Origin of the sequence: uncultured Paracoccus sp. (genome assembly GCF_947487305.1) — a bacterium.
Lineage (GTDB): Bacteria > Pseudomonadota > Alphaproteobacteria > Rhodobacterales > Rhodobacteraceae > Paracoccus.
This window is the reverse complement of the sequence record NZ_CANKWH010000001.1, coordinates 326171-349485: the sequence shown is the minus strand read 5'-3', so window position 1 is coordinate 349485 and position 23315 is coordinate 326171. Positions and strand designations below refer to the sequence as shown.

Here is a 23315-nt window from a genome sequence, read left to right as displayed (position 1 = left end):
GTGCCATGACCGGGGAAGGAGGGCCAGCATGTCCGGACAGATGATCGACCGCATCGGCGGCGAGCCCGCCCTGCGCCACCTGGTCGAGGATTTCTATGACCTGATCGAGGCCCTGCCCGAGGGCGAGAGCCTGCGCCGGCTGCATCTGCGCGGTCACGGCCTTGCCCATGTGCGGCAGGAGCAGTTCAACTTCCTCAGCGGCTTCCTTGGCGGGCGGCGATACTACCTCGAAAGGCACGGCCATATGGACCTGCGCCACATGCACGGCCATATCCCGATCCGGGCGCAGGATGCCGAAGACTGGCTTGCCTGCATGGACAAGGCGCTGGCCCGGAACGGCCTTGCCGGTCCCGAGATCGACCGGCTGCGGGACAGGTTTCGCAAGATTTGCCTGATGCTGGTCAATGACCTTGAAGACTGGGGGATGCCCCCCGGCACCGAGATTTCCACACCCTCCACAACCGGGACCGTCAGAAAATGAACATCATCACGAACCCTCCGAAATCGACCCGACAGTCTGCCCGGGACCCGCATCCGGCGCCGTCCAGCAAGGACCAATCCATGACCAAGTTCTGCCTGACCGTGACCTGCCCCTCGACCCGCGGGATCGTCGCCGCGATCTCGACCTACCTGGCGGCAGAGGGCTGCAACATCACCGACTCGACCCAATATGACGACCCCGAGACCGGCAATTTCTTCATGCGGATCAGCTTCACGCCGGAAACCGGTGCCGCCCTGACGGCGCTGGACCAGGGCTTTGCCGCAGTCGCCGAACCTTTCGGCATGACCTATTCCTTCCATGACGAGGCCGAGAAGATGAAGGTCATCATCATGGTCTCGCGCTTTGGCCATTGCCTGAACGACCTCCTTTACCGCGCGCGGATCGGCGCCCTGCCGATCCAGATCGTGGCGGTGATCTCGAACCACATGGATTACCAGAAGGTGGTGGTGAACCACGACATCCCCTTCCACCGCATCAAGGTCACCAAGGAGAACAAGCCCGAGGCCGAGGCGGCGATCACCCGCGTGGTCGAGGAAACCGGGGCCGAACTGGTGGTGTTGGCGCGCTACATGCAGGTGCTGTCGGACGATCTGTGCCGGAAGATGTCGGGGCGGATCATCAACATCCATCACAGCTTCCTGCCCAGCTTCAAGGGCGCGAACCCCTACAAGCAGGCCTATGAGCGAGGCGTGAAGCTGATCGGCGCGACCAGCCATTACGTCACCGCCGATCTGGATGAAGGCCCGATCATCGAGCAGGACACGATCCGCGTGACCCATGCCCAAAGCGCCGAGGATTACGTTTCGCTTGGCCGCGATGTCGAGGCGCAGGTGCTGGCCCGGGCGATCCATGCCCATATCCGCCGCCGGGTCTTCCTGAACGGCGACAAGACCGTGGTCTTCCCGGCCTCGCCCGGCAGCTATGCCTCGGAACTGATGGGCTGAGAGGGGGGGGGCGGGTTCGTCGGCCCGCCCCCCCCTGTCTAGGCCGTCACGTCGTGCAGGGGCCGGGTCTCACGGGTCAGCCAGTCCCGCGCCGCGCCCTCGACCAGCGGGGCAATCTCGTCCCGGACCCGCGCGTGATAGGCATCCAGCCAGTCGATGTCCTCGGGCGACAGGACCGCCAGATCGATCAGCCGCCGGTCGATGGGGCAGAGTGTCAGCGTCTCGAAACCCAGCATCTCGCGCCCCGGTTCGGCCTCGACCTTGCGGATGGCGACCAGGTTCTCGATGCGGATGCCGAATGCCCCCTCGCGATAATAACCCGGCTCGTTCGACAGGATCATGCCCTCGTCCAGCGCGATCTCGCTGACCCGGCTGATCCGCGCCGGCCCCTCGTGGACGCACAAAGCCGCGCCGACGCCGTGGCCGGTGCCATGGTCGAAATCCAGACCCTCGGCCCAGAGGAACTGCCTTGCCAGCGCATCGAGATGCGCCCCCGCGACGCCCTTCGGAAAACGCGCCCGGCTGAGCGCGATCATGCCCCTGAGCACCGCCGTATTCGGCCCGATGGCATCCGCGCGCGCCGGGCCGATGGCCAGCGTGCGGGTGATGTCGGTGGTGCCGTCCGCGTATTGCCCGCCGGAATCGATCAGCAGGATATCCCCCGCCACCAGCGGCCGGTTGCTGTCGCGGTTGACCCGGTAATGCGGCAGGGCGGCATTCGGCCCGACGCCGCAGATGGTGTCAAAGCTGATATCCAGAATACCGTGATCGCGGCGCAGGCTTTCCAGCTTTTCCACCACGTCGATCTCGGTCAGGCCCTCGGGCTCGCGCCCATCCAGCCAGGCCAGCAGGTTGACCATGGCGGCGGCATCGCGGCGATGGGCGGCGCGCATCCCCTCGAGTTCAGCGGCATTTTTCAGCGCCTTCGGCAGGATCACCGGATCGGTGCCGGGCGCGATGGTGGTGCCGCAAAGCTCCAGTTGCAGGAAGGCCGCTTCCGGCGCGCTGCCGGGATCAAGCCGCACCGGCCCCTCGGCGGCATCCAGCGCGGCGCCCAGCTGATCGGGCGGGGCGATGGTGACGGTATTGCCGAGATGGCTGCGCAGCGCCTGATCGAACTTCTCAGGCGCGGCGAACAGCGCCACATGCCCGTCATCGCCCAGCAGCGCAAAGCTTTGCACCACCGGGTTGCGGGGAATGTCGCTGCCCCGGATGTTCAAGAGCCACGAGATGGAATCGGGCAGGGTCAGCAGCGCCGTCTTCTGCCCGGCCTTGCGCAGCTCTGCCGCGATCCGCTCACGCTTGGCTGCCGCCGTCTCGCCCGCTACATCACCCCCATGGATGCGCGCGCGGCCCACCGGCGGGGCGGGGCGGTCGGTCCAGACGGCATCCAGCGGGTTCGCCTGGGTGGCCAGCAGGGCTATGCCGCTGCCCTCCAGCCCCTTGCGGATCGCCTCGATCTCGCGGCGGGTGTGCAGCCAGGGATCGAAGCCGACCGTGCCGCCCTCGGGCAGCGCCTCGCGCAGCCAGTCTGCGGGTTTGGTCGCCGGCCAGTCGATCACGGTGTAGATCGTGGTATCGACCTGCGCCCGCGCCTGCACCTTGTAGCGGCCATCGACGAACAGGCCCGCACGGTCCGCCGTGGCGATGGCAAAGCCGGCGCTGCCGGTGAAGCCGGTCAGCCAGCGCAGCCTTGCATCGGCATCGGCCACATATTCGCCCTGATGGGCATCGGCGCGCGGCACGATGAACGCGTCCAGCCCGGCCTCGGCCAGTTGACCGCGCAAACCCGTCAGCCGCGCGGCGTGATTGCCCGCCGAACCTTCATCCTCGAATTGCTGGAAGGCGCTCACAGCGTCACCGGTTCCATGACTTCGGGGGTCAGCACGGTCACGCCGGGCAGGGCGTCGATCAGCGGCTGCGCCGATTGCGCCAGCAGAGGGAAGGTCTTGTAATGGCAGGGAATGACGGTCTTGAAGTCGAAATATCTCTTCGCCGCCCAGGCCGCGCGGTCCATGTCCATGGTGAAATGCCCGCCGGCGCAGAGGATGCCGATATCGGGCTGGTGATATTCGCCCATCCAGCCCATGTCCGCCATGATGTCGGTATCGCCGCTGACATAGATCACGTGACCCTCGCCCGCGATCATGAAACCCGCCTCGCTGCCGGCATAGATCGGGCCGTCGCTGCCTTCGGTCGAGGAGGAATGGCAGGCATTGACCATCGTCACCTTGGCCCCGCCCAGATCGACCGTGCCGCCCTTGTTGAAGCCGATGCCCTCGATGCCCTGATGCGTGGTCCAACTGCTGATGAGGTCATAGATGCCGACGACCGGAATGCCCTCGGCCTTGGCAATGGCCAGCGTGTCGCCGCTATGATCGCCATGGCCATGGGTCAGAAGGATATGGGTCGCGCCCTTGATCGCCTCGTCGCGCCGACCCTCGGGAAAGACCGGGTTGCCGCTCATCCACGGATCGATCAGGATCACTGCCTTCTCGATCTCGAGACGAAAGCCGGAATGGCCAAGCCAGGTCAGTTTCATGGGGAATCTCCTTCTCGGGTCAGGCGGCAGGTTAGCGAGGGGGAGGGGGAAGGGCCAGCCGCCTCAGACCGGCGCCGCGTCGTCAAGCCTGAGCCGCAGCCGCTCGCGCCCGCCCCAGGTGCTGATCTCGAGCTTGCCGGCCAGGTGAAAGCGCCGCCCGCGCGCGCCCAGCAGCGCCGGCCCCAGCGGCCCATTCATCGCCCCCCAGGCCACGGCCTGCATCGGCGGGCTGCCGGGGCTGCGGAAATCCAGCCGCAGGTGGCTGTCGCCCATGGTCGCGGCGCTGTCGATCAGCATGTCGGCAAAGGCAAAGCGCGGAGCAGGGGCGGCCTGTCCGAAGGGGCCGGCATCCTCGATCTGGCGGAACATCTCGATCGTGGCGCCGGCGGGTTCGATCAGGCCCGATATGCGCAGGTCATGGATGCCGGTGCGGGCGTCGAGGTCGGGGGCCAGCAATTCGGCCAGACGCGCCATGGCCGGGGCGATGGCCGCCTCGGCCACAGTCAGCCCGGCCGCCATGGCGTGCCCGCCGCCTTTCATCAGCAAGCCCTCGCGCGCCAGCCGCTGGATCGCCCGGCCCAGATCGACGCCGGGAACGGAACGCGCGCTGCCCTTGCCGATGCCATGCTCGACCCCGATCACCACCGAAGGCAGGCCGGTCGCCTCTTTGACCCGCGCGGCGACGATGCCGACCACGCCGGGATGCCAGCCTTCGCCCGCAGCCCAGCTCAGGCCCGCATCACCCCGCGCCTCGACCTGCGCCAGCGCCTCCTCGCGCACGGCGGCCTCGATGGCGCGGCGGTCGCGGTTCAACTCGTCCAGTTCAGCGGCCAGCTTCGCGGCCTCGCTGGGGTCACGGGCGATCAGGCAGCGCAGCCCCAGATCGGCCCGACCGACCCGGCCACCGGCATTGATGCGCGGCCCGAGGAGGAAGCCCAGATGGAAGGCATTGGGCGGACCGTCGAGCCGCGCCACATCCGACAGCGCCACCAGACCCGGCCGCTCGCGCCGGGCCATGACGGCCAGACCGGCGCGAACAAAGGCCCGGTTCACGCCAACCAGCGGCGCCACATCGGCCACCGTCGCCAGCCCCACCAGATCGGTCAGCGCCATCAGCGCCGGTTCTGTCTGCCCCGCCTCGCGCAACAGCCGTCCGGCCTGCACCAGCACCAGGAACACCACCCCGGCAGCGCACAGATGGCCAAGCGCGCCATCCTCGTCCGCCCGGTTCGGGTTCACCACAGCCAGTGCCGGGGGCAGCGTCTCGCCACCCTGGTGGTGATCGAGCACCAGCACATCGGCGCGGCCCTCTGCCGCCGCCAGCGCGTCATGGGACAGGGTGCCGCAATCGACGCAGATGATCAGGTCATGCCCGCCGGCCAGCACGCCGATTGCCTCGGGATTGGGACCATAGCCCTCGTCGATGCGGTCGGGGACATAGAGGGTCGGGTCGGGCCGGCCAAGCGCGCGCAGCCACCAGACCAAGAGCGCGGCCGATGTGCCGCCATCGACATCGTAATCGGCAAAGACGGCGATGCGCTGGCCCTTCAGCGCCGCCGTAACCAGCCGCGCCGCCGCCGGTCCCATGTCGCGCAAAGCCATGGGATCGGGCAGCAGATCGCGCAGCTTGGGTGTCAGGAAGCCCTCGACCTCTTCGGGCGGCACGCCGCGTTCGGCCAGCACCCGCGCCACCGGCAAGGGCAGGCGCGCCGATTGCGCCAGACCCTCGGCCAGCCGTTCGCGCGCCGGATCGGGGCCGATCCAGCGCCGTCCGGTCAGCGACTGCTCAACGCCGAGATATGCCGCCATGCCGTTTCTCTTTCGCAGAAATATCCCGGGGTGCGGGGCAGCGCCCCGCAGCTTCAGCCCCGCAGCGGATCAGCGGATCGGGTTGCGATAGATCATCCGCCGGACCGACCCGGTTTTCGAGCGCATCAGGATCGTCTCGGTCTGCAGGTAATGCGGCTCGCGCTTGACCCCGGCCACGATCGAACCATTGGTGACGCCGGTGGCAGCGAAGATCACGTCGGCAGTCACCATCTCGTCGCGGGTATAGATGCGGTTGAAATCGCTGATTCCGGCCTTGCGGGCGCGGGACTTCTCGTCCTCGTTGCGAAACAGCAGCCGGCCCCACATCTGGCCGCCCATGCATTTCAGCGCCGAGGCCGCCAGAACGCCTTCGGGGGCGCCGCCCGAGCCCATATACATGTCGATGCCGGTCAGTTCGGCCTCGGCAGTGTGGATGACGCCCGCCACATCGCCATCGGTGATCAGCCGGATCGCCGCGCCGGTCTCGCGCACCTCGGCGATCATGTCCTCGTGGCGAGGGCGCTCGAGGATGCAGACGGTGATGTTGTCGGGTTTGACGCCGCGGGCGGCAGCCAGCGCCCGCACGCGTTCCGCAGGCGACATGTCGAGGCTGACCACGTCCTTGTCGTAGCCCGGACCGATGGCCAGCTTGTCCATGTAGACATCGGGCGCGTGCAGCAGCGTGCCGCGCGGTGCCATGGCGATGACGGTCAGCGCGTTCGGCATGTCCTTGGCGGTCAGCGTGGTGCCTTCCAGCGGGTCGAGCGCGATATCCACCGCCGGACCGTTGCCGGTGCCGACCTCTTCGCCGATGAACAGCATCGGCGCCTCGTCACGCTCGCCCTCGCCGATGACCACGACGCCCTTGATGTCCAGCATGTTCAGCTGGTCGCGCATGGCGTTCACAGCGGCCTGATCGGCGGCCTTCTCGTCACCGCGGCCGATCATCAGGGCCGAGGCATGGGCCGCCGCCTCGCTGACGCGGGCGAGGCCCAGGGACAGCATGCGATCGTTGAAATCCTTCTGGGCGGTCATTACCTGATCCTCGTGGCTCTCGATTGGGTTGCCAGCCTTCTAGGCACAGCGTCACGCGGCTTCAAGCTCTAGCGCCAAGGCATGGATACGCGGCACGATGTCGCCGAGGGTCGTGTGGATCAGCCGGTGCTGCTGCAACCTGCTGAGACCGGCGAAAGCGGCGCTGGTCATGCGGATGCGGAAATGGCTCTGGCCGCCCTCCTGGTAGCCGGAATGGCCGCGATGGCCCTCGCTTTCGTCGATGACCTCCAGCCGGGTGGGCTTCAGCACCGCCAGCCGTTCCGCCATCTCATCCGCGATCAATTGCGGTTTCATCATTTTCGACCCCTTTCATGTCCCGCGAAAAACCCTAAACTCTCGTTCCCGAGTCGCAAAGGTGCAGAAACATGACCAATAACGACCCGTTCGGATTCGATATCTCGGCGGCCAAGGACAAGAAGCGCAGGTCAAAGGGCCGGCGTGGCATGTCTGGCGCTTTCGAGACATCGACCCGCAGCTGCGACAAGGAGGGCTGCGAGGAGCCGGGCAAGTACCGCGCGCCGAAAAGCCCGCGCAACCTCGATGACTATTTCTGGTTCTGCAAGGATCACGTCCGCGAGTACAACCTGAACTGGAACTATTTCCAGGGCCAGTCCGAGGCCGAGTTCCAGGAGTTCCTGGACAATGCGACGGTCTGGGAACGCCCGACAAAGCCCTTTGGCCGCGCCGCCGAGGAACAGAAATGGGCGCGCCACGGCGTCAGCGACCCGATGGAAATTCTGGGGGCCAATGGCACCAGCGCCGAGGCGCGGGCCAAGATCAGCCGCAAGCTGCCCCCGACCGAGCGCAAGGCGCTGGAGATCCTCGAGGCCAAGGACAGCTGGTCCCGGCCCGAGATCCGTAAGCAATACAAGTCACTGGTCAAGGATCTGCATCCCGACATGAACGGCGGCGACCGATCCGACGAGGACCGGTTGGCCGAGGTGGTCTGGGCCTGGGACCAGATCAAGGACAGCCGGCATTTCCGCGACGAATAGGGGTTTCGTCGCTTTGGAATGACAACAGCCGCCGGAGATCCGGCGGCTGTTTGCGTTTCGGGGCGGTGGTCCCGGTCTACTTCTCCGGCACCAGTCCGCGCGGGGCGAAGCGCAGCACCAAGAGCAGCACCAGGCCCATGGCGATGAAGCGCATATGGGCGGCGCTGTCCAGAAGATGCTCTTTCACCGCGCCGGCGGGCAGGGGGGCGGTCAACAGGCCGATCAACTGCGGGCCCCAGACTTCGACCTTGATCCAGAGGAACCAGATCAGCACCGCGCCCAGCACCGCGCCCCAGTTGTTGCCCGAGCCGCCGACGATCACCATCACCCAGATCAGGAAGGTATAGCGCAGCGGGTTATAGCCGCCGGGTGCCATTAGACCGTCCAGCGTGATCATCATCGCACCGGCAATGCCGATCACCGCCGAGCCGATGACGAAGACCTGCAGATGCCGACCGGTGACGTTCTTGCCCATGGCCTCGGCGGCGGTCTCGTTGTCGCGGATGGCGCGCATCATCCGGCCCCAGGGCGATTTCAGCGCCAGTTCGGCCAAGAGGATCAAGGTCAGAAGCACCACGAGGAACAGCGACATGTAGCAGAGCTTGACCCAGATGCCCGAGGCCTCGGCCACCGGGAAACCCCAGTTCGCCGCTGCCTGCTGGAATTCCGGGTTCTGCTGCAGCGCGATCTCGTAGGGGACGGGGCGGGGAATCGAGGTGATGTTCTTCACCCCGCGCGCCAGCCATTCCTCGTTCTTCATCACCGCGACGATGATCTCGCCGATGCCGAGCGTGGCGATGGCCAGATAATCCGAGCGCAGGCCAAGCGCGACCTTACCCACCGCCCAGGCCGCGGCGGCGGCGAAAAGGCCGCCCACGGGCCAGGACAGCAGCACCGGCAGGCCGAGGCCGCCGATATTGCCGAATTGCGCCGAGCGGTTGGCCTCGATCGCCATCACCGCCGGGTCGAAAAGCTCGCGGTAAAGAACGAAGCCCACGATCAGCACGGCGGTCACGGCAAGGCCACGGGTCATGCCGCGCGCCATGCGCCGCCAGACCACGGTGGCAAGTGCCAGCGTGCCGAGGCCCGCCGCCAGCGCCGCCAGCACCCGAAGGCCGCCGGCATTCCAGGCGCCCTCGACGGGCGGCAGCGAGACCAGCACCGGGGCGAGGCCGCCGAGCGCCAGGAAGCCCACGACGCCGACGTTGAACAGCCCCGCATAGCCCCATTGCATGTTCACACCAAGCGCGACGACCGCCGAGATCAGGCCCATGTTCAGGATGGCCAGCGAGGTGTTCCAGCTGCCCGAGAACATGGCGTTGCGCGTTGTGCCCTCGAGGATGAACAGCACCGCGAGGATGGCGAAGAGGATCGGCGCGCGCCAGGGGCTGGAGGCAGCGGCTTGACGATTGGATGACATGGATTTGCCCCCTTACACGGATTTGCCGCGGAACAGCCCGGTGGGCTTGAACAGCAGGACGACGATCAGGATGACGAAGCTGACGGCGAACTTGTATTCGGTCGACAGCAGTTGCAGCAGGCTTCCGGGCTCCCATCCGGGGAACAGGTAGCCCGCGACCTTGACCCAGGGGTAGGTCACGGCGACCTCGGAGAAGGCCACCACGAAACCGCCGGCGATGGCGCCAAGCGGGTTGCCGAGGCCACCGACGATGGCGGCGGCGAAGATCGGCAGCAGGATCTGGAAGTAGTTGAAGGCCTTGAACGACTTGTCGAGACCGTAAAGCGTGCCGGCGATGGTCATCAGGCCGGCGGCGATGATCCAGGTCAGTCGGACAACCTTCTCGGGGTCGATGCCCGACAGCAGCGCCAGATCCTCGTTGTCGGAATAGGCGCGCATGGCCTTGCCCGACTTGGTCTTGTTCAGGAAGCGGAACAGCGCCCAGCACACCAGCAGCGCGACCACCACGGTCAGCACCTGCGTGGTCTTCAGCGCCAGACCCTCCTGCAGGCCGGACCATTCGCGGAAGCTGCGCACATCTATGACAAAGCGCGCGCCATCGTCAAAGCGGTATTCATCGACGCCGATCAGCAAACGGGTCAGACCGTTCATGACGAACATCACGCCCACCGAGGCCATCACCAGGATGATCGGTGCGGCGCGTTTCACCCGGTAGAAGCGATAGACCACGCGGTCGGTCGCCAGCACCAGCAGCGCGGTGGCGGCAATGCCGACGGGCAGGGCCAGCAGCGCCGTGGGCAGCGGCCCCAGCGAGATACCCATGGCCTGCAGACCCCATGTGGCGATGACCACGACGGCGGTGCCGAAGGCCATGGTGTCGCCATGGGCGAAGTTCGAGAAGCGCAGGATGCCATAGATCAGCGTCACCCCCAGTGCGCCAAGCGCCAGCTGCGCGCCATAGGCGGCGGCGGGGATGAAGACGAAGTTCAGAAAGGCCACGAGGGCGTTCAGGATATCCATTACCGGGGTTCCTCGCAGCGGCCGACATAGGTGATGCTTGATGCCGGATCGGCGATATGGGTGGTATAGCGCGCGACGCCGTCGGGCCAGACGGTCAGCAGCCGTGCGCCCGCAGCGCTCTCCAGATTGTAGAGCCGCTGCAAGCCGTTCTGGTCCATGCCCTGAAACTTGATGGTTTCCGAGTCATCCTCGAATGTGGCGACCAGCTTGGCGACACCGGCATCGATTGCCATGGGCGTCAGCTCCAGGTCGGCCTCGTAGCGCGTGGGGGCGCAATCGTCGTCGAGGCATTCCATGCTGAAGCGGCAGGTGATGCCCGAGGCGGCAGCCGAAGCGGCGGCGGGTGCAAGAACGGTGAGAAGGGTGAGGGCGGTGAGGGAGGGCTTCATCTCAGCCTCCCAGGAAGGTGCGGCGCACCTCGTCATTGGCCATCAGCTCCTTGCCGGTGCCGGTATGGGCATTGGCGCCCTGCACCAGAACATAGGCCTTGTCGGCGATCATCATCGCCTGCTGGGCGTTCTGTTCCACCATCAGCACCGGCAGCCCGCCACGGGCGATGGCGATGATGCGGTCGAAGAGCTCGTCCATGACGATGGGCGAAACGCCGGCGGTCGGCTCGTCCAGCATCAGGACACTGGGGCGGGTCATCAGCGCGCGGCTGACCGCGACCTGCTGGCGTTGTCCGCCCGACAGCTCGCCCGCCGCCTGCTTGCGTTTGGCGGCAACGGCGGGGAACAGTTCATAGACCTGCTCCATCGTCTCGCGGATGTCGTCGTTGCGGATGAAGGCGCCCATTTCCAGATTCTCCTCGACGGTCATCGAGGGGAAGATGTTGTTCACCTGCGGCACGAAGCCCATGCCGGCCTTGACCCGGTCCTGCGGGTTCAGCGCGGTGATGTCCTGCCCGTTCAGGCAGACCCGGCCCTGGCGCAGGTCCAGCATCCCGAAGATCGCCTTCATCGCGGTCGATTTGCCGGCGCCGTTCGGGCCGACGATCACCGCGATCTGGCCCTGATCGACGGCAATGGTGCAGTCGTGCAGGATGTCGGGACCACGGCCATAGCCGCCGGTCATGTTCTCGCCGATGAGAAAGGGCAGGCTCTCGCCCGCCGGGCTGGTGGCACCGGACTTGCGGGTGCCGTCGACGGTGCCCCGGCCCTTGGGGTTGACGATCGAGGCATCGCGGTTTCCGCGTTTGCCGAAGGCCTGATCTGCGTCGCTGTCGCTCATGCGCCGATCATCTCCTTGTTCTTCAGGCCTCGGCCCAGATAGGCCTCGATGACGGCCTCGTTCTGCATGATATCCGCCGCCGAGCCCTGGGCCAGGACCTTGCCCTCGGCCATGACGATGACCGGGTTGCAGATCTTGCCGATGAAATCCATGTCATGCTCGATGACGCAGAAGGTATAGCCGCGTTCCTTGTTCAGCCGCAGGATGGCGTCAGCAATCGTGCCCAGCAGCGTGCGGTTCACCCCGGCGCCGACCTCGTCCAGGAAGACGATATTGGCATCGACCATCATGGTCCGGCCCAGCTCCAGGAGCTTCTTCTGCCCGCCCGACAGGTTGCCGGCCTTTTCATGGGTCAGGTGGCGGATGGTGAGGAAGTCCAGCACCTCGTCGGCCTTCTTGCGCAAGGCGGCCTCTTCCTGCTCGATCTTGCCCCGGCGGAACCAGGTGTTCACGATGGTCTCGCCGGTCTGGCCGCCGGGCACCATCATCAGGTTCTCGCGCACCGTCATCGACGAAAACTCATGCGCCAGCTGGAAGGTCCGGAGCAGGCCCTTGTGGAACAGCTCGTGCGGGGGCAGGCCGGAAATATCCTCCTTGCCCATGAACACGCGCCCGGAGGTCGGTTTAAGAACCCCGGCGATCACGTTGAACAATGTTGATTTTCCGGCCCCGTTCGGACCGATCAAGCCGGTGATCGAGCCTTCCTCGATCACCAGGCTGGCGCCGTCCACGGCGCGGAAACCACCGAAATGCTTGTGCAGATCCTCGACCCGGATCATCTCGTCTTCCCCCCTGGTCGCCCGCATGCTCCGGCGGGCATGGCCGGTTCCGGCCCCGTTCTTTTGGCAGTCCCTAGGTGCGATCAGGCCCGGCGCATCCGCACCGGGCCCTTCGATCAGATCCTCGATCGATCAGTGATAGCCGACCACGTCCAGCTTGCCGTCCTTCATGACGGTTTCGCGGAAGCTGCCGCCGCTTTCGCCATTGCCGATCAGCTCGACCGAGCTGGCCCCATCATAGTCGATGTCGGTGCCTGCGGCGAGCAGTTCCAGACCCTTGGCCAGTTCACCCGGCAGGATCTTCTCGCCCGGCGCGTTGGCGACCTCGGTGATCTTGTCCTTGTAGACGGACGGATCGCTGGACTTCGCCGCTTCCATCGCCAGCAGCATCAGCGCCGCCGCGTCATAGGCCTCGCCGGCATAGGGCGAGGTCGGGTCGAAGCCGGCGGCCGTCGCCATCTCGTTGAACTTGGTGCGGCCATCGCCTTCCGAGGCCGGGTTGATGCCGATCGAACCCTCGGTCTCGCTGCCGAAATTGGTCTCCAGCGCGGTGCCGACCATGCCGTCGGGGAAGACGAAGGTCGAGAAGGCGCCGGTGTCCAGCGCCGCGCGGGTCACGCCCGAGCCGCCCTGGTCGACATAGCCGGCCACGACCAGCGCATCGCCACCGGCAGCGGCCAGCGCCGCCACTTCGGCGGTATAGTCGGCCTTGCCGTCGTCATGCGGGGCATTGATGGTGACTTTGCCGCCCTTGGCTTCATAGGCAGCCGCAAAACTGTCGGCCAGACCCTTGCCATAGTCGTTGTTGGTATAGGTCACAGCGACCGTCTTGATGTCCTTGGCGATCAAGAGATCGGCCATGACTTCGCCCTGGCGCGCATCCGAGGGCGCGGTGCGGAAGAACAGCCCGCCATCCTCCATCGAGGTCAGCGCCGGCGAGGTGGCCGAGGGCGAGATCATCACGATGCCGTTGGGCATCCCGACCTTTTCCAGCGTGGCGATGGTTTCGCCCGAGCACATGCCGCCCATGATGCCCTTGACACCCTCGGCCGTCACCAGGCGCTCGGCCGCAGCGGTCGCAGCGGCGGCGTCGATGCAGGTGGTGTCGGCGGTGACGGCGGTCACGGTCGAGCCATCCAGCAGCTTGCCCGAGTCGCTGACCTCTTTCATGGCGAGTTGCGCGCCGGCATCCATCGGGCCGGCCAACGATTCCAGCGGGCCGGTATAGCCCAGCAGAATGCCCATCTTGACATCTTCAGCGCCTGCGGCACCGGCCATCAATGCGCCGGTGGCGGCGGCAAGAAGTAGTTTTTTCATATGCTTGTCTCCCAGTTGGAACAATGTCCTGCGCGGCAGGTTAAAAGGCGCATTCCCAAAAGAAAAGCATCATATCTCAGTGTCGGACCTGCCTATTCGGGCAGTTCGACATGATTTCGGGCGGAATGCCTGTTGCCGGCTGGCCGACACCCGCGCCGGGTCAGCGCCAGCCCAACCGCTCGCGCCGGCGGAAGGGGCTGGCGAGGAGGGTGAAGATGAGCCAGCCGAGAAGGAAACCGATGCCCGCCGCCGCCAGCCCGGCGAAGGTCACTGGGACGGCGGGGCTGAAATCGCCCCAGGTCGCGGCGAGGGTTTCGCGGTCGCGCAACCGGTGGGGCAAGGCCATCCGCTCCAGCGGGCCGGCCAGACGCAGCATGGCCAGATCCGCCGCCGCGTGTTCGAGCCGGTCGAAGGTCCGGCGCATATCGCCCTGATGCAGATCGCGAAATTCGCTGCCGCCGAGATCGGCCAGTGCCGCCTCGCGGGTCAGGCCGGCGCGGGACGCGCTTGCGTCGAATTCGGCGGCCACGCGGGTCAGGGCATCGACCTGCCCGCCAAGCCGCTGGACGTACTGGTCGGAAAACGCCGGAAACTGCGACAGGCCGGCGGCGCAGAGCAGCGCCACCAGCAGCCGCAGGAACCCGGTCACAGCTTCGCGGCCGCCAGCACCGGCCGGTAGATCTCGTCCAGACGGGCGACGGCATCCTGCGGCGCGATCTCTTCGCTCTCGCCGCTGCGCCGGTTGGTCAGCTCGACCTTGTTATTGGCCAGCCCGCGCGGGCCGACGGTGATGCGCCAGGGCAGGCCGATCAGGTCCATGGTGGCGAATTTCGCCCCCGCCCGCTCGTCACGGTCGTCGTAAAGCGGATCGAGCCCCTTGGCCTTCAACTCGCGATACAGCGCCTCGCAGGCACTGTCGGTCGAGGGATCGCCCTGCTTCAGGTTCACGATGCCGACATGGAAGGGGGTCACGCCCTCGGGCCAGATGATGCCCTTCTCGTCGTGGTTCGCCTCGATGATCGCCCCCAGCAGGCGGCTGACGCCGATGCCGTGGCTGCCCATATGCACCGGCACCCGCGCCCCGTCGGGGCCGACGACCGTGGCGCCCATCGGCTCGGAATACTTGGTGCCGAAATAGAAGATCTGCCCGACCTCGATGCCGCGCGCGGTGCGGCGGCGGTCCTCGGGCACCTTGTCGAAGATCGCCTGATCATGGGTCTCGTCGGTGCGGGCATAGCGGCTGGTGAATTCCTCCAGCACCGCCTGGCACTGCTCGACGCTGTCATAATCGATCTCGCGGTCGCCGAAGGTCAGGTCGGTGATCTCGCTGTCATAGAAGACCTCGGATTCGCCGGTCTCGGCCAGCACGAGGAACTCATGGGTATAGTCGCCGCCGATCGGCCCGCCATCGGCGCGCATGGGGATCGCCTGCAACCCCATCCGCTCATAGCTGCGCAGATAGCTGACCAGATGCCGGTTATAGGCATGCAGCGCGTCTTCCTTGGTCAGGTCGAAATTGTAGCCGTCCTTCATCAGGAATTCGCGCCCGCGCATGACGCCGAAGCGCGGCCGGATCTCGTCGCGGAACTTCCACTGGATGTGATAGAGGGTCAGCGGCAGGTCCTTGTAGCTGCTGACATGGCTGCGGAAGATGTCGGTGATCATCTCCTCGTTCGTCGGGCCATAAAGCAGGTCGCGCTTGTGGCGATCCTTGATGCGCAGCATCTCTTCGCCGTAATCGTCATAGCGCCCGCTTTCGCGCCACAGATCCGCCGGCTGCAACGTCGGCATGAGCAGCGGAATGTGCCCGGCGCGCTGCTGTTCCTGGTGGACGATCTGCTGGATCCGGTCCAGCACCTTGTAGCCCAGGGGCAGCCAGGAATAGATCCCCGCCGTCTGCTGCTTGATCATCCCCGCGCGCAGCATCAGCCGATGGCTGACGATCTGGGCTTCTTTGGGATCCTCTTTCAGGACCGGCAGGAAATAGCGGGACAGACGCATTATGGGCCCTCTGGCGGCAGGTGGTGTTGCCTTGGCCTTCTGGGCCAAGCGGGGGGCTGATGCAAGGGCGATGGCGGTGAAGGCTTGCGGGGAGTGGGGCCCGATGTGCATAAAAGATCAATTGATCGAGAGGCTTGCACATGACCCGCAAAACGCCGCCGAAGGACTTGCTGGACTGGATGGGGGTGAGCGATGCGCCGGACTGGTCGCGGGCACGGTTGCTGGGCAGGGCGGTTTCATTCGTCTTGCTACTGTTGTTCCTGCTGGCACTTGGCTCGGCGCTCGTGGTGCTTGGCGGTATACTGACAGGAGGCGAGGGGTCGCTGGGGGCGGGCGCGCTGATCGTGGCGATCCTATCCGCGCCGTTCCTGATCTGGGGCACATGGATCAAGCACCGGACATTGGGCTTTCAGAAGGAAGGTCACCTGACCGATCGGCTGGCGAAGGCGGTTGAGCAGTTGGGTGCGGAAAAGACCGTCAAGAAGATCGTCGAGAACGACGACGGCAATCCGGTGACGCGGGAAACCACAGAGCCGAACCTTGAGGTGCGGATCGGCGGATTGCTGTCGCTGGAACGCATCGCGCAGGATTCAGTGGCCTATGATAAGGGCCGCGATCATGTCCGGGTGATGGAGATCATATGTGCCTATATTAGGAACAATGCGCCCGCGAATATCGCCAAGAAATTCCCATTGGGCGAATGGTCCCGACCTCTAGTCGATGCGGATGGCGAGACGCTCGCTGTTTATCAGAAATATGCGGAACTACGCTGGGGAGGAGTCTCGGAAGCAGGTTATTACGATGGCAACATCATCGAATGGGCGCGCAGCCTTCCTCCTCCTCGTGTCGATATCATGGTCGCCCTTACTGTTCTTGAGCGGCGGTCGGAGTTGCAAAGGAGTTACGAGGCAGCGCATGGTCAGAAAACCGATGACGTTGAAGAAAGGCCTTTCGAGATACCGAGCCACGGTTCGTCAGAGCCACCTGACCTTCAACCGGTTAATCTCGCTTCCGCATATGCTTTTAGGGATCAAATCGGTAAGCGGCGACAGGTGCGCCACGAATATCAGGGATATCGATTGGACTTGAGGCAGACTTGTCTTCAGCGCGCACAACTGTGCGCATTTAGACTTGGTGGTGTTTTGCTAGATGATTCACGATTGGAAGGAGCGCAATTGGGCAAGGCGCAGCTAACTGGTGCGCGGTTGGAGGCTGCAAGATTAGACGGCGCGAATCTTCAAGCCACGCAAATGGCTGGCACCGGTTTGCGATGGGCACGATTCGATGGAGCAATACTTATCGATGCACAACTAGAGGGGGCACGACTTGGTTGGGCTGTTCTTGAAGGAGCCTGTTTAGAAGAGGCCCGGCTTGAAGTTGCCGACTTAAGAGCGGCAAAATTGACGGGTGCGGACCTAGGACGCGCCAAGCTTGAGGGGGCGAACCTTTCATTGGCGTCCCTAAATTTCGCGGACTTAAATAATGCGCTTCTAGAAGGAGCGAATTTTTATTCCGCTGAGCTTGAAGGGGCAAATCTTTGGCGGGCGAACTTAAACAGCGCTAATTTCGAGTACGCAAGGCTGGAGCGTGCAAAGCTAGACTTTGCTACGCTTGATGGCGCAACTTTTAGATCAGTTGATTTGTCAGCGGTCAGCAAGCTGACGATCAAAGAAGTTGCACGAGCTTTTGGTGATGCTTCCGTCGTGTGGCCCGATGACCTAGGGCCGAAGCCAGCACATTGGCCAAATTGGGAGCTTGATATTTCGTCGTTCGATACAGAATACGCCCTTTGGCTCGCCGACCCCTCCACCTACACACCACCCCCGCCACCCACCTCCCCCTGACCACACCCTTGCATCCCCCCGCCCAACCCGCCACATAGCCTCAAGGCCAGAGGGGACCATCCATGCGCATTCCGGTTCAGAAACAGGCGAAATGGTGGGGCATCGCGGCGGCGATACTGCTGCTGGTCATGTGGCTTCTGGGCAGCGCGGTTCTGCCCTTCATCCTCGGCGCGGGCGTGGCCTATCTTCTAGACCCGGTGGCTGATCGGCTGGAGCGGATGGGGCTCACGCGGACCATGTCGGTGGTGGTGATCACCGGCTTTGCGGTGCTGGTCTTCGTCATTGCCATCCTGCTGGTCGTGCCGGTTCTCGTGCGGCAGGCGACGGCGCTGATCGAGACCTGGCCGCAGATGGTTGCCGGGCTGCAGCGTTTCCTGACCGCGCAATTCCCCAGCCTCTTCCCCGAGGGCAGCACGCTCTCCTCGACCCTGTCGCAGGTGGGCTCGGCCGTTGGCGAGCGGGCGGGCGAGCTTTTGTCGACCGTCATGGGTTCGGTCGCGGGCGTCATCAGCGTCATCGCGCTGTTCGTGATCGTGCCGGTGGTGGCCTTCTACCTGCTGCTCGACTGGGACCACATGGTCGCCAAGATCGACACGCTGCTGCCGCGCGAACATGCCCCGACGATCCGCCAGCTGGCGCATGAGATCGACGAGGCACTGTCGGGCTTCATCCGCGGGCAGGGGCTGGTGATGCTGATCCTCGGTGCCTGGTATTCGGTGATGCTGGCGGTGGTCGGGCTGCCCTTCGGCTTCTTCATCGGCATCATGGCGGCGGCTTTGTCCTTCATCCCCTATGTCGGCACGGTGCTGGGCGGCGGCACGGCGCTTGGGGTCGCGCTGTTCAGTTTCTGGGGCGATCCGATGTGGATCGGCGCGGTGGCCGCGATCTTCATCATCGGGCAGGTGGTCGAGGGCAATTACCTGCAACCCAAGATCGTCGGCGGCAGCATCGGGCTGCACCCGGTCTGGCTGCTTCTGGCCTTGTCGGTCTTCGGCGCGCTGTTCGGCTTCGTCGGGCTGGTGGCGGCGGTGCCGCTGGCCGCAGCGCTAGGCGTCATCGTCCGCTTCATGATCCAGCGCTACCGCGAAAGCAGCGTCTATACCGGGCTGGCGGTGCCGCCCGAGCCGGCGCAGCCGATGCTGGTCGAACTGGTGCCGCGCGGCACGGTCGAGGCCGAGCGTCACATCGCCCGGGTCGAGACTGCCGCCGCTTCCGGTCGGGACGAGACCGCCTGATCCGTGGCGCGGCAGCTGACCTTTGATCTCGCCGGCGATCCGGCCCATGCGCGCAGCGATTTCCTGGTCGCCGGGGCGAACCGGCTGGCGCTTGCCACGCTGGACGCGCCCGGGACCTGGCCGCAGGGGCGGATGCTGCTGATCGGCGAGGCCGGTGCCGGCAAGACCCATCTGGCGAGCTTCTGGGCGGTGGAACAGGATGCCGAACGGATCCCGGGCCGGATGCTGCTGCCCGAGATGACCGATGCGCTGGCCTTTGATGGCGGCGCGCTGGTGGTCGAGGATGCGCATCGGGTCGGCGGGCTGCCCGAGGCCGAACAGGCGCTGTTCCACCTGTGGAACCTCTGCCATGCACGCGACTGCAAATTGCTGCTGACCGCGCGCACGCCGCCGCGCGACTGGGGGCTGGGCCTGCCGGACTTGCGCTCGCGCATGGACGCCATGCCGCAGATCCGCATCGACGCGCCCGACGAGACGCTGCTGGCCGCCGTGCTGGTGAAACTGTGCGCCGACCGGCAATTGCCGGTGCCTTCTGCCGTGATCGACTGGCTGGTGCTGCGCATGGACCGCGACCTGGGCCTTGCGCGCAAGCTGGTCGAGGCGCTGGATCAGGCGGCGATGTCGGACCAGAAGCCGGTCAACCGCCGGCTCGCTGCCGAGTTGCTGGACAAGCTGGCCACCGCCGACGCATGATCCGGCCGTTCCTGCCCCGCCCAGCACATGACGAGACATGACCCAGGCCGATTTCCTTCGTAATCCCTTCCCTCCGGCACAAGACGTTCCCGGCGGCACGCCCGAGGGGCCGGCGCGCTTTTTCAACCGCGAACTCAGCTGGCTCAGCTTCAACTGGCGGGTGCTGGACGAGGCCCGGAACGAGCGGGTGCCGCTGCTGGAGCGGCTGCGCTTCCTGTCGATCAGCGCCACCAACCTCGACGAGTTCTATACCGTCCGGGTCGCGGGCCTGCGCGAGCTGGTGCGCGAGGGGAACGGCGTGCCCTCGGATGACGGGCTGACGCCCTCGGAACAGCTGATGCTGATCAATGCCGATGCCCGCCGGCTGATGGGCGCACAGCAGGGAGTCTGGAACCGGTTGCGCCGTGCCATGGCCGAGCAGGGGCTGACCATCCTCGAGCGCGAGGACGTGACCACCGAGGAAATGACCTATCTGAGCCGCTATTTTCAGGACAGCGTCTTCCCGGTGCTCTCGCCACTGGCCATCGACCCGGCGCATCCCTTTCCCTTCATCCCGAATGCCGGCTTCTCGCTGGCGCTTGAACTGGTGCGCGACCGCGACGACCGGCGAATGCAGGCGCTGTTGCCGATCCCGGCGCAGCTGGCGCGCTTCATCCGGCTGCCGGGAACAGAACGCTTCCTGCGGCTGGAAGACCTGCTTTTGATGAACCTCGCGAGCCTGTTCCCCGGCTATCGCGACAATGGCCATTGCGCCTTCCGGGTGCTGAGGGACAGCGATCTGGAGGTCGAGGAAGAGGCCGATGACCTGGTGCGCGAATTCGAAACCGCGCTGAAGCGCCGCCGCCGTGGCAGCGTGGTGCGGCTGAAGATCACCGCCGGTGCGCCCGAGCGGATGCGGGCGCTGATCATGGAGGAACTGGAGGTCCATCCCGACGAGATGGTCGAGGTGCAGGGACTTCTGGGCATGGCTGACCTGTCGGAACTGGTGCTCGACAACCGCCGCGAGCTGTTGTGGCCCGGCTTTACCCCGCGCGTGCCGGAACGGGTGCAGGACCATGACGGCGACATGTTCGCGGCGATCCGGCAAAAGGACATGCTGCTGCATCACCCCTATGAAACCTTCGACATGGTGATCCGCTTTCTGGCGCAGGCAGCGCGCGATCCCGATGTGCTGGCGATCAAGCAGACGCTGTACCGCACCTCGCGCGACAGCCCGATCGTCGATGCGCTCTGCGAAGCGGCGGAATCGGGCAAGTCCGTCACCGCGCTGGTGGAACTGAAGGCGCGCTTCGACGAGGCCGCCAATATTCGCCAGTCGCGGCGGCTGGAACGTTCGGGCGCTCATGTCGTCTATGGCTTCGTGAACCTCAAGACCCATGCCAAGATCAGCAGCGTGGTGCGGCGCGAGGGCGACCGGCTGGTCACCTATACCCATTTCGGCACCGGCAATTACCACCCGATCACCGCCCGCATCTATACCGACCTGTCGTTGTTCACCTGTGACCCGGCGCTGGGGCGGGATGCGATCAAGGTGTTCAACTATCTCTCGGGCTATGTCAGCCCCGAAGGTCTGGAAAACCTGTCGATCAGCCCGGTGAACCTGAAAGAGGACCTGCTGGCGATGATCCAGCGCGAGGCGGAACTGGCGCGTCAGGGCCGGCCCGCCGCGATCTGGGCCAAGATGAACGCGCTGATCGAGAAGGACGTGATCGAGGCGCTTTATGCCGCGAGCCAGGCCGGGGTGAAGATCAGCCTGATCATTCGCGGCATCTGCGGCGTGCGCCCGGGGATCAAGGGCCTGTCCGAGAATATCCGGGTGAAATCCATCGTCGGCCGTTACCTGGAACATTCGCGCATCGTCTGCTTCGGCAATGGCCATGGCCTGCCCTCGGACAAGGCGCGGGTGTTCTTTTCCTCGGCCGACTGGATGGGGCGGAACCTGTCTTTCCGGGTGGAAACGCTGGTCGAGTGCAAGAACGAGACGGTGAAGGCGCAGATCGTCAGCCAGATCATGGCCGCGAACATGGCCGACGAGGCGCAAAGCTGGATCCTGCAGCCCGACGGGCGCTATATCCGCTATCTGCCGGCGGGGCGCGATGACCTGTTCAACTGTCATCGTTTCTTCATGGCAAATCCATCATTGTCGGGTCGCGGCACGGCGGGGCATCGCGACGTGCCGGCGCTGACCCATTCGTCGGATTGACCCCGGCGGGATGACGGGTCATCTACACATGGCAAACCCGGCGCGCTTGGCCGGACGGCCAGAAGGAGACAGGCGATGAACGGGGTTCTGACGACTGCTGGCAAGAAGATCGAGCCCTGGGGCGATTCGATCTTCACCGACGATTCTGCCCGGGCACTCAGCCGCGTGGGCGTGGTCGATGTCGGCTCGAACTCGATCCGCCTGGTGGTGTTCGAGGGTGCGGCGCGCAGCCCGGCCTATTTCTACAACGAGAAGGTCATGGCCGGTCTGGGGCAGGACATGGCCGCCACCGGCAAGCTGAACCCGCAGGGGGTCGAGCGCGGGTTTTCGGCGCTGAAACGCTTTGCCGCGCTGGCCGAGGGCATGGGCGTGAAGCCCCTGACCTGCGTTGCCACCGCCGCCGTGCGCGATGCCGAGGATGGCCCGGCCTTCCAGAAGCGCGTCGAGGAGGAACTGGGGCTGAAGCTCTGGGTCATCGACGGCCAGGAAGAGGCGCGGCTCTCGGCGCAGGGGGTGCTGCTGGGCTGGCCCGATGCAAGCGGCCTCGTCTGCGACATCGGCGGCAACTCGATGGAACTGGCGGTGCTGAAGGATGGCAAGGTCGGCAAGCGCGCCACCTCGCAGCTGGGCCCCTTCCGGTTGCAGCAGGTCAAGGGCGGCAAGGATGGGTTGCGCGCCCATATCAAGGCGGTGATGGAGGAACTGGCGGCGCAAGTTGGCACCGATCACGACCGCATCTATCTGGTCGGCGGCTCGTGGCGGGCCATCGCGCGGCTGGATATCGAGCGCACGCACTACCCGATGACCGTGCTGCACGAATACCGCATGGGCCCCGCGGCGGTGCAGGACACCGTGAAATGGATCGAGGAGAACGACATCGAGCATCTGCGCAAGCTGGTGGGCATCGGCACCGCGCGGATGGAACTGGTGCCGCTGGCCGCGCAGGTGCTGCGCCAGCTGGTCCTGACCTTCAAGCCCAAGGAACTGGCCGTCAGCAGCTATGGCATCCGCGAGGGCCTGCTTTACGAGCATATGTCGAAGACCCTGCGCAAGCGCGACCCGCTGATCGAGGCCGCGCGCTTCACCGAGCGGCAGATGGCCCGCACCCCCGGCTTCGGCAAGAAGCTCTACAAGTTCCTCGAACCTTTGTTCGCCGGCGTCACGCCCGAGCGCGACCGGCTGATCCGCGCTGCCTGCCTTTTGCACGACACCACCTGGCGCGCCCATCCCGACTACCGCGCCGAGGCCTGTTTCGACAACGTCACCCGCGCCAACATGGCCGCGCTGTCCCACCCCGAACGCATCTTCCTCGGCCTCGCCCTGCTGCACCGCTACAAGAACAGCCGCGAGGATTCTCCGATGACGCCGCTTTTCGCGCTGCTGACCGAGCGCGAGACCAAGGATGCCGAAATCCTCGGCAAGGCCATGCGCTTCGGCGCCATGTTCTCGGTCAAGGACCCGAACAGCGCGGGGACCTTGACACTGCGGCCGAAGGCGCTGGAGCTGAAGCTGACCCGGGTGGGGCAGGCGCTGTTCGGCGAAGTGGCAAGGTCGCGGTTCGAGTCACTGTGCAAGTCGATGGAGGTTGAGGCGGTGGTGGTGTGAGGGGGGGTGGCTTCCTAGGTACGGTAGGGGGACGACCTACTATTGATAGATTATGGATAGATTAATTTAGCCTTCCACAGGCGTCGGTTGGTTCTTACCGTAGCCTGTTGGTCGGGGGTT

21 protein-coding genes are annotated in these 23315 nt (G+C 65.4%); 8 read left to right on the top strand and 13 right to left on the bottom strand.

What is annotated here, in order from left to right; genetic code table 11:
• Nucleotides 1-28 precede the first annotated feature (28 nt).
• Nucleotides 29-481, top strand: coding sequence for a group II truncated hemoglobin (locus Q1A36_RS01780; protein WP_299838856.1), 453 nt, complete (start codon nt 29-31; stop codon nt 479-481).
• 80 nt (nt 482-561) lie between these two features.
• Nucleotides 562-1446 (top strand): formyltetrahydrofolate deformylase, encoded by an 885-nt coding sequence (gene purU, locus Q1A36_RS01775; protein WP_299838853.1) that lies wholly within the window; start codon nt 562-564, stop codon nt 1444-1446.
• A gap of 38 nt (nt 1447-1484) precedes the next feature.
• Here purU and Q1A36_RS01770 read toward each other — a convergent pair whose 3' ends face one another.
• The 5 genes from Q1A36_RS01770 to Q1A36_RS01750 form a co-directional block, all read right to left on the bottom strand.
• The gene (locus Q1A36_RS01770) at nt 1485-3299 is read right to left on the bottom strand and encodes an aminopeptidase P family protein (RefSeq protein ID WP_299838850.1); all 1815 of its coding nucleotides are present in this window, start codon (nt 3297-3299) and stop codon (nt 1485-1487) included.
• Nucleotides 3296-3988, bottom strand: coding sequence for a metal-dependent hydrolase (locus Q1A36_RS01765; RefSeq protein WP_299838847.1), 693 nt, complete (start codon nt 3986-3988; stop codon nt 3296-3298). Before Q1A36_RS01765 ends, Q1A36_RS01770 begins: the two co-directional genes overlap by 4 nt.
• A 63-nt stretch (nt 3989-4051) precedes the next feature.
• Nucleotides 4052-5797: a single-stranded-DNA-specific exonuclease RecJ gene (gene recJ / locus Q1A36_RS01760; RefSeq protein WP_299838844.1), complete on the bottom strand. Its 1746-nt coding sequence runs from the start codon at nt 5795-5797 to the stop codon at nt 4052-4054.
• Nucleotides 5798-5866: 69 nt separating this feature from the next.
• On the bottom strand, nt 5867-6832 hold the full coding sequence (gene glpX, locus Q1A36_RS01755; protein ID WP_299838842.1) for a class II fructose-bisphosphatase: 966 nt from the start codon (nt 6830-6832) through the stop codon (nt 5867-5869).
• Between the two features lie 51 nt (nt 6833-6883).
• Nucleotides 6884-7150 (bottom strand): BolA family protein, encoded by a 267-nt coding sequence (locus Q1A36_RS01750; protein WP_299838839.1) that lies wholly within the window; start codon nt 7148-7150, stop codon nt 6884-6886.
• Nucleotides 7151-7218: 68 nt separating this feature from the next.
• Between Q1A36_RS01750 and Q1A36_RS01745 the strand changes: the two genes are divergently transcribed.
• Nucleotides 7219-7848, top strand: coding sequence for a J domain-containing protein (locus Q1A36_RS01745; RefSeq protein ID WP_101751099.1), 630 nt, complete (start codon nt 7219-7221; stop codon nt 7846-7848).
• 76 nt (nt 7849-7924) lie between these two features.
• Here Q1A36_RS01745 and Q1A36_RS01740 read toward each other — a convergent pair whose 3' ends face one another.
• The 8 genes from Q1A36_RS01740 to proS all read right to left on the bottom strand — a co-directional run bounded on the left by Q1A36_RS01740 (nt 7925) and on the right by proS (nt 15615).
• Nucleotides 7925-9268 (bottom strand): branched-chain amino acid ABC transporter permease, encoded by a 1344-nt coding sequence (locus Q1A36_RS01740; RefSeq protein WP_101751100.1) that lies wholly within the window; start codon nt 9266-9268, stop codon nt 7925-7927.
• 12 nt (nt 9269-9280) lie between these two features.
• Nucleotides 9281-10288, bottom strand: coding sequence for a branched-chain amino acid ABC transporter permease (locus tag Q1A36_RS01735; RefSeq protein ID WP_101751101.1), 1008 nt, complete (start codon nt 10286-10288; stop codon nt 9281-9283).
• The gene (locus Q1A36_RS01730) at nt 10288-10677 is read right to left on the bottom strand and encodes a hypothetical protein (protein WP_299838827.1); all 390 of its coding nucleotides are present in this window, start codon (nt 10675-10677) and stop codon (nt 10288-10290) included. The genes Q1A36_RS01735 and Q1A36_RS01730 overlap by 1 nt, the downstream gene beginning before the upstream one ends.
• A gap of 1 nt (nt 10678) precedes the next feature.
• On the bottom strand, nt 10679-11518 hold the full coding sequence (locus Q1A36_RS01725; protein WP_299838824.1) for an ABC transporter ATP-binding protein: 840 nt from the start codon (nt 11516-11518) through the stop codon (nt 10679-10681).
• On the bottom strand, nt 11515-12297 hold the full coding sequence (locus Q1A36_RS01720; protein WP_101754080.1) for an ABC transporter ATP-binding protein: 783 nt from the start codon (nt 12295-12297) through the stop codon (nt 11515-11517). The genes Q1A36_RS01725 and Q1A36_RS01720 overlap by 4 nt, the downstream gene beginning before the upstream one ends.
• A gap of 132 nt (nt 12298-12429) precedes the next feature.
• Nucleotides 12430-13614, bottom strand: coding sequence for an ABC transporter substrate-binding protein (locus tag Q1A36_RS01715; protein WP_299838821.1), 1185 nt, complete (start codon nt 13612-13614; stop codon nt 12430-12432).
• A gap of 160 nt (nt 13615-13774) precedes the next feature.
• Entirely contained in the window at nt 13775-14263 is a 489-nt protein-coding gene (locus tag Q1A36_RS01710; protein ID WP_299838818.1) for a DUF2937 family protein, read from the bottom strand.
• A complete protein-coding gene (gene proS, locus Q1A36_RS01705) occupies nt 14260-15615 on the bottom strand; it encodes a proline--tRNA ligase (protein WP_299838816.1) in 1356 nt (451 codons plus the stop codon). The genes Q1A36_RS01710 and proS overlap by 4 nt, the downstream gene beginning before the upstream one ends.
• Nucleotides 15616-15755: 140 nt before the next feature.
• Between proS and Q1A36_RS01700 the strand changes: the two genes are divergently transcribed.
• The 5 genes from Q1A36_RS01700 to Q1A36_RS01680 all read left to right on the top strand — a co-directional run bounded on the left by Q1A36_RS01700 (nt 15756) and on the right by Q1A36_RS01680 (nt 23195).
• Entirely contained in the window at nt 15756-17459 is a 1704-nt protein-coding gene (locus Q1A36_RS01700) for a pentapeptide repeat-containing protein (RefSeq protein ID WP_299838813.1), read from the top strand.
• A gap of 62 nt (nt 17460-17521) precedes the next feature.
• The gene (locus tag Q1A36_RS01695; RefSeq protein ID WP_299838810.1) at nt 17522-18694 is read left to right on the top strand and encodes an AI-2E family transporter; all 1173 of its coding nucleotides are present in this window, start codon (nt 17522-17524) and stop codon (nt 18692-18694) included.
• A 3-nt stretch (nt 18695-18697) separates the two neighbouring features.
• On the top strand, nt 18698-19387 hold the full coding sequence (locus tag Q1A36_RS01690) for a DnaA/Hda family protein (RefSeq protein WP_299838807.1): 690 nt from the start codon (nt 18698-18700) through the stop codon (nt 19385-19387).
• Between the two features lie 37 nt (nt 19388-19424).
• On the top strand, nt 19425-21590 hold the full coding sequence (locus Q1A36_RS01685; protein ID WP_299838805.1) for an RNA degradosome polyphosphate kinase: 2166 nt from the start codon (nt 19425-19427) through the stop codon (nt 21588-21590).
• A 75-nt stretch (nt 21591-21665) separates the two neighbouring features.
• Entirely contained in the window at nt 21666-23195 is a 1530-nt protein-coding gene (locus tag Q1A36_RS01680; RefSeq protein WP_299838802.1) for a Ppx/GppA family phosphatase, read from the top strand.
• The last annotated feature ends 120 nt before the right edge of the window (nt 23196-23315 follow it).